This is a genomic window from Qipengyuania pacifica, assembly GCF_019711555.1.
Classification (GTDB): Bacteria; Pseudomonadota; Alphaproteobacteria; order Sphingomonadales; family Sphingomonadaceae; genus Qipengyuania; species Qipengyuania pacifica.
In genome coordinates, this window is the sequence record NZ_JAIGNQ010000002.1 from 691,041 (window position 1) to 702,619 (window position 11,579).

General features: G+C 58.6%; 12 protein-coding genes. 6 read left to right on the forward strand and 6 right to left on the reverse strand.

All coding sequences use genetic code 11. The features are described 5' to 3' along the window. Positions 1 to 43: 43 nt before the first annotated feature. The 3 genes from K3177_RS08580 to K3177_RS08590 all read right to left on the reverse strand — a co-directional run bounded on the left by K3177_RS08580 (position 44) and on the right by K3177_RS08590 (position 1,879). Positions 44 to 682 (reverse strand): N-acetylmuramoyl-L-alanine amidase, encoded by a 639-nt coding sequence (locus K3177_RS08580; protein ID WP_103022718.1) that lies wholly within the window; start codon positions 680 to 682, stop codon positions 44 to 46. Positions 683 to 789: 107 nt separating this feature from the next. Continuing rightward, positions 790 to 1,449 (reverse strand): histidine phosphotransferase family protein, encoded by a 660-nt coding sequence (locus K3177_RS08585; RefSeq protein WP_103022507.1) that lies wholly within the window; start codon positions 1,447 to 1,449, stop codon positions 790 to 792. Positions 1,450 to 1,483: 34 nt separating this feature from the next. Continuing rightward, positions 1,484 to 1,879, reverse strand: coding sequence for a M67 family metallopeptidase (locus tag K3177_RS08590; RefSeq protein ID WP_221597902.1), 396 nt, complete (start codon positions 1,877 to 1,879; stop codon positions 1,484 to 1,486). 16 nt (positions 1,880 to 1,895) lie between these two features. Here K3177_RS08590 and K3177_RS08595 point away from each other — a divergent pair, with 16 nt between their 5' ends. Together K3177_RS08595 and rpoH are read left to right on the forward strand one after the other, a co-directional pair. Then, on the forward strand, positions 1,896 to 2,840 hold the full coding sequence (locus tag K3177_RS08595; RefSeq protein WP_221597903.1) for an RluA family pseudouridine synthase: 945 nt from the start codon (positions 1,896 to 1,898) through the stop codon (positions 2,838 to 2,840). A gap of 122 nt (positions 2,841 to 2,962) precedes the next feature. Further along, positions 2,963 to 3,868 carry an RNA polymerase sigma factor RpoH gene (gene rpoH, locus K3177_RS08600; RefSeq protein ID WP_173829937.1) on the forward strand — a complete coding sequence of 302 codons (906 nt, stop codon included), beginning with the start codon at positions 2,963 to 2,965 and terminating at the stop codon, positions 3,866 to 3,868. Between the two features lie 74 nt (positions 3,869 to 3,942). On the opposite strand, the gene K3177_RS08605 is transcribed toward rpoH, so the two are convergent. Then, a complete protein-coding gene (locus K3177_RS08605; protein ID WP_221597904.1) occupies positions 3,943 to 4,686 on the reverse strand; it encodes an SDR family oxidoreductase in 744 nt (247 codons plus the stop codon). Between the two features lie 99 nt (positions 4,687 to 4,785). On the opposite strand from K3177_RS08605, the gene K3177_RS08610 reads away from it, so the two are divergent. From K3177_RS08610 to K3177_RS08620, 3 genes are all read left to right on the forward strand, one after another. Then, positions 4,786 to 5,166, forward strand: coding sequence for a winged helix-turn-helix transcriptional regulator (locus K3177_RS08610; RefSeq protein ID WP_103022503.1), 381 nt, complete (start codon positions 4,786 to 4,788; stop codon positions 5,164 to 5,166). 45 nt (positions 5,167 to 5,211) lie between these two features. Continuing rightward, positions 5,212 to 5,874: a monofunctional biosynthetic peptidoglycan transglycosylase gene (gene mtgA / locus K3177_RS08615; RefSeq protein WP_221597905.1), complete on the forward strand. Its 663-nt coding sequence runs from the start codon at positions 5,212 to 5,214 to the stop codon at positions 5,872 to 5,874. Between the two features lie 183 nt (positions 5,875 to 6,057). Next, positions 6,058 to 6,969 (forward strand): cation diffusion facilitator family transporter, encoded by a 912-nt coding sequence (locus tag K3177_RS08620; RefSeq protein WP_221597906.1) that lies wholly within the window; start codon positions 6,058 to 6,060, stop codon positions 6,967 to 6,969. A gap of 71 nt (positions 6,970 to 7,040) precedes the next feature. Here K3177_RS08620 and clpX read toward each other — a convergent pair whose 3' ends face one another. Further along, positions 7,041 to 8,312, reverse strand: a complete 1,272-nt coding sequence (gene clpX / locus K3177_RS08625; protein WP_221597907.1) for an ATP-dependent Clp protease ATP-binding subunit ClpX — start codon at positions 8,310 to 8,312, stop codon at positions 7,041 to 7,043. 190 nt (positions 8,313 to 8,502) lie between these two features. Then, a complete protein-coding gene (locus K3177_RS08630; RefSeq protein WP_103022499.1) occupies positions 8,503 to 9,210 on the reverse strand; it encodes an ATP-dependent Clp protease proteolytic subunit in 708 nt (235 codons plus the stop codon). Positions 9,211 to 9,443: 233 nt separating this feature from the next. On the opposite strand from K3177_RS08630, the gene K3177_RS08635 reads away from it, so the two are divergent. Beyond that, complete coding sequence (locus K3177_RS08635) at positions 9,444 to 11,543, forward strand: TonB-dependent receptor plug domain-containing protein (RefSeq protein ID WP_247714333.1); 2,100 nt, start codon at positions 9,444 to 9,446, stop codon at positions 11,541 to 11,543. The last annotated feature ends 36 nt before the right edge of the window (positions 11,544 to 11,579 follow it).

Here is an 11,579-nt window from a genome sequence, read left to right on the forward strand (position 1 = left end):
TGCTTCCGGATCGGGAAGCTGCATCGACTTGCGACCGGTGCGACTACCGAGTGTGTCCGCGATCGCGATCCAGGAGTAACTGGAACAGGATGGCGCGAACTTCACCGTCGATTTCGCCGTTGATCTTTTCCGGACGCCAGCGGCGCTGGAACGCCTCGACCGCCTTGCGACCGTCGGTGATGTCGTAACCGAAACGTTCGAGCGCGAGGTAGAAGGCTGCATCGTTGTCGAACGGATCGCCGCGTTCGAGCTTTTCCGGGCGTGGCAGGCACAGGCCGTATTCGGCCAGGCGGTCCCAGGGGAAAAGCTCACCCGGATCGATCTTGCGCGCAGGTGCCACATCCGAATGTCCGACGACATTTGCGCGCGGGATGTCATATTCCTTCACGATGCGCGCAACAAGGGGCACCAGCGCTTCGAACTGTGCATCGTTGAATTCGCGATAGCCATATCTGTGGCCGGGATGATCGAGCTCGATACCGATGCTGGCCGAATTCACATCCTTGTGTCCGCGCCAGTAGGATACGCCTGCATGCCAGGCGCGCTTTTCCTCGGGAACCAGTCGCACGACCTCACCCTGTTCGCCGATGAGGTAGTGCGCCGAAACCTTGGCTTCCGGATCGCACAACCGTTCGATTGCGAACCCCTTGTCCTCCATTTCGGTGTAATGGATGACCAGCATGGAAATGGGCGAGCTGCGTTCGTCATGGTTCGGCGAAAGGACCTCCCGGTCGACGAGTTCGTCCTTGCTGGCTGGCAGCCCGTCGCCGACCTTGCCGAAATCGGAGTTCAACCGATCATTCCTTCACCCTGCGGCAGAACCGCGCCAAGCACCAATGCGTCGGCGCCTTTATGATACTGCAAACCGCCGCCGTTTTCCGACGCCAGAAGATGTATCATATGCGCTGCCGCCGTGCGGCTGGTCAGATCCGACCGGTCGAGCGAACCGTCCAGTGCCTTACCAATCGTCTCGTCGAAGGCGATCTTGGGACCCGCGGCACGAACCACGATTTCGCACGCGCCATCGCGCACTTCCGCACCGATATCGAGCGTCCCGCCGCGCACCAGCGCATCGATGGCCAGTTGCGCAAAATTCAGCAGCACCTTGACCGCCGGCTTGGCGAGGGTCCGTTCGGCGAGCGCCCAGTTGATCGACACGCTGGGTTTGTCGGCAACCAGTGCTTCGATCAGAGTCTTCGGTTCGGTGATTTCCACCTGCTCGCCGAAGCCGCCCGCTGCGCCGAAAGCGAGGCGAAAGAACTTCAGCTTGTTCGTGCTGATGAGCGCACTTTGTTCGAGCAGCTCCATCACATTGGCACGCATTTCAGGATCGGTTTCCATGGCCAATAGCTCGAGCCCGTTTGACAGGGCCCCTACTGGGCTGAGCATGTCGTGGCACAGGCGCGAACAAAGCATCGCGGCAAGATCGATCGATTGGCGGTCGTCCATTTGGGTCCCGAATAGTGAAGATTGGTTTTGTGTCTTAGCGAGGGGCGACCTCATAGGGAAGCGCTTCGAACCCTGCATCCCCCGAACGCCAGAAGCTGATTCGCTCCGCCGCGATTATCGCCCAGACCGACCCATCCGGTGCTGCAATAGCTCGATCGGTCGCAGATGGCTCGGCCAGACCATTGGGGTGTGAATGGTAATAGCCCAGAACCTGCAGATCGCCATCGCGCGCGGCGCGGTGCGCATCGATGAGCGCCTGCGGATCGATCTCGAAATGCTGTCGCGCATCCGGGTGGACGTTCGCCGCAGCCCTGGCCTGCACTATCTCTTCGCCATGTCCCAGGAGTATGCCGCAACATTCCAGCGGATGGGCGCGCCTCGCTTCGAATAACAGGCGCTCGATTACATTGCTTGAGACTTCGGTTGCCATCGCGCATGGCTCTAGCATGCCCGATGGTGAAATCATCACTGGAACAATCACGATCGCCGGGCGCCTGGATAAGGCGCTGGCAGGTGCAGCAGATCTATCGCGGGAGCGGGTAAAGAATTTGATTGCCGCCGGGGCTGTCCAGATCGACGGTACGACCGCACGAAACGGTTCGGCAAAGGTGAAGGAAGGGGCCGCTTATTCCATCAGCCTTCCCCCTCCCGAAATGCTGGCAGCCGAACCGCAAGACATTCCGCTGAATGTCGTCTTCGAAGATCAGCACCTGATCGTCATAAACAAGCCTGCGGGGATGGTAGTCCATCCTGCAGCGGGCAATCCGGACGGTACGCTGGTCAACGCCGTGCTGTTTCACTGCAAGGGGCAATTGTCCGGCATCAATGGCGTGGCGCGCCCCGGGATCGTTCACCGGATCGACAAGGATACGTCCGGTCTCCTGGTCGTCGCCAAATCGGACGCAGCCCACGAAGGATTGGCGAAGCAGTTTGCCGACCATTCGATCATCCGTCGCTACCTCGCCGTGTGTGCCGGACATCCCAACCCGGCTTCCGGCACGATTGCGGGCCGCATCGGCCGGTCCGATCGCGATCGCAAGAAAATGGCGGTGCTTCCCGACGATGCGACGCGCGGCAAGCATGCCGTCACGCATTACGAGGTTCGCCAACGCCTGAACCACGCCTCGCTCATCGAATGCCGACTGGAAACCGGGCGCACGCACCAGGTACGCGTTCACTGCGCGTCAATCGGTCATGCGCTATTGGGAGACCCTGTCTACGGACGCACTCCAAAGTGCCTCCGGGCTCTTCTCGAGGACCTCGGTTTTCGGCGTCAGGCACTTCATGCGGCACGGTTGGGATTCAGACATCCTATCAGCGCTGAAACCTTGGATTTCTGCGCCGAACTGCCCTCCGATATGCGGGAACTGATCGACGAAACCGCACGTTGAAATCGATGAAACGCGTGTGCATTTTCGCCGGCGTCAGCTATACGTAACCGACGTGGCCCGAGAGTCGGATGCCCAGCAGGGGTCCGCCATATGTGGTCGACGCTAGAAAGGTCAGGGTACAAGTGAGCAATACCAAAACTTTGAGCGTTCCAGCGCTCGGCGGGGAGCAAAGCCTCAACCGCTATCTTTCCGAAATAAAGAAGTTTCCCGTACTGACGCAAGAGCAGGAATATATGCTCGCCAAGCGCTACGAGGAACATGACGATACCGAAGCTGCCGCGCAGCTTGTGACGTCGCACCTGCGGCTCGTGGCCAAGATTGCCATGGGCTACCGCGGTTACGGCCTGCCGGTGTCTGACCTTATCTCCGAAGGCAATGTCGGTCTCATGCAGGGCGTGAAGAAGTTCGAAGCCGACCGCGGCTTCCGCCTCGCGACCTATGCCATGTGGTGGATCAAGGCGAGCATCCAGGAATATATCCTTCGCTCGTGGAGCCTCGTGAAAATGGGGACCACTGCGGCACAGAAGAAGCTGTTCTTCAATCTGCGCAGAATGAAGAAGAACCTCGATGCCTACGAGGATACCGACCTTCATCCTGACGATGTGACGAAGATCGCCACCGATCTCGGCGTGCCCGAGCAGGAAGTGATCAACATGAACCGCCGCATGATCATGGGCGGCGACGGTTCGCTGAACACTCCGATGCGCAATGGCGAAGAAGGCTCCGGCGAATGGCAGGACTGGCTTAGCGATGACGGTCCGTTGCAGGACGAACTGGTCGCCGATGCGCAGGAATCGGAAGTGCGTCACGATATGCTGGTCGAGGCGATGGATAGCCTCAATGACCGCGAAAAGCATATTCTGACCGAACGCCGCCTGACGGAAAATCCGCAGACTCTGGAAGAACTTTCGCAGGTCTACGATGTCAGCCGCGAACGCATCCGCCAGATCGAAGTGCGCGCATTCGAAAAGCTGCAAAAGGCAATGAAAACCATCGCCGGGGAAAAGCTGCTGCCAGGCGTCGCCTGAAGCCTAAGCTCTGAACGAAGAAAAGGGGCGCATCCTTAACTGGATGCGCCCCTTGTTCATTGCGGCGGCTTCGATCAGAACTTGCTGGTCATTTCCAGCGCCTTGTCGAAACGCCCCTCAGCCTCGGCGTTACGTAGGAAGAGGACATTCTGGGTCAGCACCTCCTGAGGCGTTTCTTCTGCGGTGAAACCAAGCATCGTCTCTTCGATGAACTGGTCTAGCGGCATATAACCTTCACGCGTGGACTGGCCGGGCGTCAGTTCGGTCTGAACCGCAGGCGGCGCAAGCTCGATCACCTCGATCTTACCCTCAAGCTTGGCGCGCAGCGACACCGTATAGCTGTGCATGGCGGCCTTGGTTGCCGAATAGGTCGCCGTGCGCGGCATCGGCACGAAGGCGAGTCCCGACGTCACATTGATGATCGCCGCGTTCTCCTGTGCCTTCAGATGCTCGATAAGCCCGTCGATCAGCCGGATGGGCCCCAGTAGATTTGTGGCTATCGTTGCCTCCGCGTCGCCTAGCTCACGCTCCTCGGTAATATCTTCGAACCGCATGATCCCGGCGTTGTTCACCAACACATTGATCGCCGGATGCACTTCAACAACTTTCTTGGCGAAGCGAGCAATATCTTCGGCATCACCGACGTCGACGATCATCGTATGGATATTGTCATGTCCCGCGGCAGTCTCATCCAGCGAGGCCCGTGTCCGCCCTGCTACGATGACTGTATTGCCAAGGTCATGCCATTTACGCGCCAGTTCGCGCCCGATACCGCTTCCACCACCGGTGATGAGGATCGTGTTTCCGCTCGTCTGCATGTCGTGTCTCCTTCTGGCTGGACATGCAATCCAGTTAGTGGCTTGCTTTCATTTCGGAAGAAGGCACTTTTTCGTGCGGTACTTACCCAAAGGTTAGAAATGGCGAATCCTGCAGTCACCAGTTATGCAGACGACGAGAAAATCGACCAATTGGTTAACGAAACCATCGCACGGGTGGCGGACAAGTGGACGTTCCTCTTGATCGAAGCACTCGAAGACCGCGCCCCGAAGCGGTTCAGTCAGCTCTCCCGCGAAGTGCCGGGGATCAGCCAGAAGATGCTGACCCAGACCCTTCGCCGTATGGAGCGTGAAGGTCTGGTGCTGAGGACTGTCTTCCCGGAAGTCCCGCCCCGCGTCGAATATGCCTTGTCCGACCTCGGCTTCGAGTTGGGCGAGGCATTTTGCGGCGTATGGCATTGGGCGGAAGCGAACATCGACAAGATCGAAGAAGCGCGAGCGAGTTATGATGCCCGACGCTGACCCGCCGATTGCGAACGGCTCCTTCCATCCGTAGAGGCGTCCGTCATGCAACGATTGATCATGTTTTTGCTGAAGGCAGTAGTCGGCTTTATCGGCCTAAGTCTTACACTCGTGGTGCTGTTCAAGTTCGTGCCGGTTCCAGTGACGGCGACCATGGTGATGGATGCCAATGGAATCACCAAGGACTGGACTTCGCTCTCGAACATCGATCGCAGCATGGTTCGCGCAGTCATTGCCGCGGAGGATGGAAAATTCTGCACACACGATGGCTTCGACCGGGAAGCCATCGAGAAGGCGATCGAAAGCAACGCCCGCGGCGGACGTATTCGTGGTGGTTCGACCATAAGTCAGCAGACCGCCAAGAACGTTTTTCTATGGCAAGGCGGCGGTTACGTTCGGAAAGGCTTTGAAGCCTGGTTCACTTTCCTGATCGAAAAGATCTGGGGCAAGCGGCGGATCATGGAAGTGTACCTCAACGTCGCAGAAACGGGCATTGGCACGTATGGCGTGGAAGCCGGAGCGCAGCGCTATTTCGGCAAGTCGGCGGCATCCCTCAGCCCGATCGAAGCCGCGCGCATGGCGGCGGCTCTGCCTTTGCCCAAAGAAAGATCAGTAAAGAATCCTCGCGGGTGGCTGGCCCGGCACGGCAATACGATCGCGGCACGTATCGGCGCCGTCCGTCGCGATGGGCTGGATAGCTGTATCTGACCCGCAGCGCCTGGCGCTACATATCCTGTAATGAGGCGCCGACCACTGACGATCCGGCAGGTGAACGATGCACGCTATGATATTGCATATCCTGCTGTTTTTCATCGTTTTTCTTGTGTTTTGACAGATCTGTACGGTACTCTGCTTCGCATAGGGACCTGACTCAGGGCAACGGGCGAAGACATGAGCGTAAGTCACAAGCACAGTCATGATGGCGGCCATGGGCACAGCCATGCTCCAGCCGATTTCGGCAATGCGTTTCTGATCGGCATCTTGCTCAATACTGGGTTCGTAATTGTCGAGGCGGTCTATGGCTGGATGTCCGGATCGATGGCGCTGATCGCGGATGCAGGCCACAATCTTTCCGATGTCCTTGCTCTGCTTTTGGCCTGGGGGGCGAGCGTTGCTGCCAAGCGCCCGGCATCGGTACGCTTCACCTATGGCTTTAAGAGTTCAACGATTCTTGCAGCCCTGCTCAATGCCGGCCTCCTGTTGATAGCCATCGGTGCGATCCTGTTCGAAACGCTCAATCGTATGGCCGAGCCCCCCGCGGTACAGGGCGAAACGATGGCCATCGTCGCAGGGATCGGCATAGTCATTAACGCGGGGACTGCCGCGCTGTTCATGCGGGGGCAGCACGATATCAACATACGTGGCGCTTTCCTGCACATGGCTGCGGACGCGCTTGTCAGTGCCGGAGTGGTTATTGCCGGATTGGCAATCATGTGGACTGGGGAAAGCTGGATCGACCCGGCTGTCAGCTTCGCCATCGTTTTGGTCATCGCTTGGGGGACGTGGGGCCTTTTGAAAGACAGCGTGGCAATGAGCATGCTCGCGGTGCCCAAGGGGATTTCTGAAAGCGGCGTTCGCGAATATCTCGAAAGCCTGTCCGGCGTCGAAGCGGTCCACGACCTTCACATCTGGCCGATGAGCACCACCGAAACGGCGCTTACTGCGCACCTGATAATCCCCACCGGTCATCCCGGCGACCAGTTCCTGCGCGATGTCGCTCACGATCTTGAACACCATCATCGCATCGGCCACACGACACTTCAGATAGAACTAACCTTCTCCGCATGCGCTGCAGGCTGCTGATCGCGGAACGAAAAAGCCCGCCGGTGACGGCGGGCTTGATCTCTTAATCCGTTACCGAAGAAACTCGCGCTTCAGGCAGCTTCTTCCTTGTCCTCGGCCTTCTTCCCGCCGTGGACCTGGATTGGTTCTTTCTTACCTTCGACCACATCCTTATCGATCACGATTTCCGTCACCGCGTCCATGTCGGGCAGGTCGAACATCGTGTCGAGCAGGATCGCTTCGACGATCGAACGCAGACCACGTGCACCGGTCTTGCGCTTGATCGCGCGCTCGGCAATCGCCCGCAGCGCTTCATCGGTGAAGGTCAACTCAACGTCTTCGAGCTCGAACAGCTTATGGTACTGTTTGGCGATCGCGTTCTTCGGTTCCTGCAGGATCGTCACGAGTGCATCGACATCGAGATCGTGGAGCGTGGCAATGACCGGCAATCGGCCGACGAATTCCGGAATAAGGCCGAATTTCAGAAGATCTTCCGGCTCGCTCTTTTCCAGCAACTCGCCAACGCGGCGCTTGTCCGGATCGGCGACATGCGCGCCAAAGCCGATGGAACGCTTTTGCAAGCGATCGGCAATGATCTTGTCGAGGCCGGCAAAGGCGCCGCCGCAGATAAACAGGATATTGGTCGTATCGACCTGGAGGAATTCCTGCTGCGGATGCTTGCGTCCGCCCTGGGGCGGGACGCTGGCCGTTGTACCTTCCATCAGCTTGAGGAGAGCCTGCTGCACACCTTCGCCGCTCACATCGCGCGTGATCGACGGGTTTTCCGCCTTGCGCGTGATCTTGTCGATCTCGTCGATGTAGACGATCCCGTGCTGCGCCTTCTCGACATTGTAGTCGGAAGCCTGAAGCAGCTTGAGAATGATGTTTTCAACGTCCTCGCCCACATAACCGGCTTCGGTCAGCGTGGTGGCATCGGCCATGGTGAAAGGAACATCGAAGGTGCGGGCGAGCGTCTGAGCCAGCAGCGTCTTGCCCGAGCCGGTGGGCCCGACAAGCAGGATGTTCGACTTGGCGAGTTCGACATCGCCGGCCTTCGCCCCGTGCTTGAGCCGCTTGTAATGGTTGTGAACCGCAACGGAAAGAACGCGCTTGGCACGCTCCTGGCCGATGACATAATCCGCAAGAGTGGCGCAAATCTCGGCCGGCGTCGGGACGTCGCCTTCCTTCTTGCCGGTCAGACCCGCCTTGGTTTCTTCCCGAATGATGTCATTGCACAGCTCGACACATTCGTCGCAGATGAACACGGTGGGGCCCGCGATGAGCTTCCTCACCTCGTGCTGCGACTTGCCACAGAAACTGCAATATAGGGTCGATTTGCTGTCGGTTCCGCTCAACTTGGTCATATCCTAAACGTCTTCCCCGCGCGCCCCTTGGGAGAATTCCGACTCTAGGGGACACGTGGTTTGGGTCAATATCCTAGGTAGCGAGCTGCCCTTGCCATAAGCTGAAGCGGCAAGGTTGCTCAAATCCTACGACATTCTTGCAACAGTCCCGCGCAGGAACACTTTCCGGCGCGGGCAGCTGCCGTTCTACTTACTCTGGCGCACCACCGCTGCCTTCGGCGTCACTGCCATCGGCTTCGGGACGGGTCTCGAAAACCTTGTCGACGATTCCGAATTTCATCGCTTCGTCGGCTTCAAGGAATGTGTCGCGGTCCATCGCCTTCTCGATCTCATCGAGGCTCTGACCGGTATATTTCACATACAGATCGTTCATCCGCTTCTTGATCCGCAGGATTTCACGCGCCTGGATTTCGATGTCGCTGGCCATGCCACGCGCACCGCCTGATGGTTGGTGAACCATGATGCGAGCGTTGGGCAGAGCAATACGCATTCCGGGCTCGCCCGCCGCGAGCAGGAAGGACCCCATGCTTGCAGCCTGGCCCATGCAGACGGTGGACACGCGCGGCTTGATGTACTGCATCGTATCGTGGATCGCCATACCGGCTGTCACCACGCCACCGGGCGAATTGATATACATGCTGATCGGCTTGCTGGGATTTTCGCTTTCCAGAAACAGCAGCTGCGCAGTGATAAGCGAAGCCATGCCATCTTCCACCTGACCGGTGACGAATACAATGCGTTCACGCAGCAAGCGGCTGAAGATGTCGAAGCTACGTTCACCGCGGCTGGTCTGTTCTACGACCACCGGCACAAGCGCGCCGGTTATGGGATCGGTGGTGAACTGGCCCTGGGCACCAAAGCGGGTCTCTGGCGCATCGCTGCCGAACAGGTCGATCATGAAAAGTCCTCTCGTCGGATCGGTTGGCCGCCTATGTCGCCATGGAACGAGCGATGTTCAAGAGGCATCGCTTGGTAATGCGGGGGATACTTTCGGCAACAGTCGTTCGTCCGGTCGGGTTGTCGATCAAATTCGTTGATCGGCAGTTAAACGACGTCGGTCGAACCGGCGTAGGCCGTTTCGCCTACAGATGTAAACGCAAAGTCCAACTTTAGAGGGATTGGACAATCTTCATGCGTTTGCACGGACTGCTGCTTACTAGTGCCACCATCGTCATCGCCGGCAGCATCGCATCGCCCGCCCTCGCCCAGGATGCGGCTACGGCAGAGGATGCGACGCCTGTCGCGAACGCTCCTGGCGGCTCCGCGCGGACCTTCGATCCTGCATATTTCGCACAGTTCGCCCCGCGCAATGCGCTCGACATGGTTACGCGTATTCCGGGCTTCATAATAACGGGCGGCAATGATCAGGGCCAGCGAGGTCTCGGCCAGGCAACGCAGAACGTCGTTGTAAACGGCGAGCGCCTGTCCAGCAAATCTGACAGCGTAGCGGACCAGCTTCGTCGCATCCCGGCAAGCGACGTCGTGCGTATCGAGCTGGTCGACGGCAACACGCTCGATATTCCCGGGTTGACCGGGGTGGTCGCCAATGTCGTTTACGAAAGCGATGCGGCTTCCGGCCAGTTCCGCTGGACGACCGGCTTCAGGCCTCACAACACGGCGGCTGAACTCTTCGGCGGCGAAATCTCGGTCACCGGCAAGACCGGCAAACTGAATTACACCGTCGCGCTGTCCAATCCCAACAATCGCTTCGGCGCCGACGGCCCCATAACGATCACCGATGGGGCTGGGGAATTGATCGAAACGCAATATTCGGTCTTCTCCGGCAAATCGGACGAACCCAAGCTGGCTACCACCCTCGCCTACGATTTCGGCGGCGGCGTACAGGCCAACCTCAACCTGAATTATGCGGAAGATTTCTATTATCGCAGGGAGCCGGAAATCGGCATTCCCGTCGTTGGTCCTATCCGCACACGCCAGGTGCGTACCCACGAAGACGGCCCGCAATACGAAATTGGCGGCGATATTCAGTTTCCGCTTGGCCCCGGAACGCTCAAGCTGATCGGCCTCGAAAATTACGAACGGGACAATTTCACCCAGACGCTGGTCGATCGCTTCGACGACGGCAGCGCCGCTACCGGAGTTCGTTTTGATCAAACCAACGGCTACGGCGAACGCATCGGGAGAGCGGAGTATAGCTGGAAACTGTGGCAGGCCGACTGGCAATTGTCCGGGGAAGCTGCGTTCAACCGGCTGGATCGCAGTTCGGCCCTGTTCGATCTTGCACCCGATGGGGAATTTGTCTCGCTGCCTTTTCCTGGAGGAACGGGCGGGGTGCGCGAAGATCGCTATGAAACGAGCCTGAGCTTGTCGCGTGCCGTCTCGCCCACCTTATCGGTCCAGGCCATCGGGACGATGGAATTTTCGAAGATCGAGCAAACCGGTGCGATGCCCAATTCGCGAAGCTTCAAGCGCCCCAAGGGATCGTTGGCGGCGACGTGGAAACCCACGAGCGACTTCGATGTCTCGCTGACTTTGGCCCGGCGCGTCAGCCAGTTGTCGTTCGGCGATTTTCTCGCCAGCGTCTCGCTCAACAACGATAACGAAAATGGCGGCAACAATGAACTGGTGCCCTATCAGAGCTGGAACGTCGAGCTGGAAGCGAACAAGACGTTCGGCCCCTGGGGTTCGCTGAAGCTGGAAGCCCGACAGGCATGGTTCGAGGACTTCATCGATTTCTTCCCGCTACCTGACGGCGGAGAAGCCCGCGGAAATATCGGCGATGCACGGCGCCTTCATCTGGAGGCCAACGCCACATTGAAAATGGACCCAATTGGATGGAAGGGCGCACGTTTCGACATCGTCGCGGTCAAGCGTTACATGTATGTCGACGATCCCTTCACCGGTATCACGCGCGGCTTTTCCTACGATCAGGAGGGCGCCCTGCAGATCGACTTTCGCCACGATATTCCCTCGACCGACTGGGCCTGGGGCGCAACCGTGGAGCATTTCGACAATGCGCCCTACGCCAGGCGATACGAGGAGGGGCGTGAATGGGAAGGACCGTTCTTCGATGCCTTCTTCATCGAACACAAGGATGTCTTCGGTCTCACTGTCAGGGCGCAGGCCGTCAACACATTGCTGGGCGCACGTAATTACTTTCGAAGAACGGTATACGACGGTCCGCGCCCGGATGGCGAGGTGTCGTTCCACGAGTTTGCGGACCGCCGCATCGGACCGATCTTTCGCCTGACGATCAGCGGAGATTTCTGAACGGGGACTTGTAATGCGGCCGCAAGCTGGCACTCT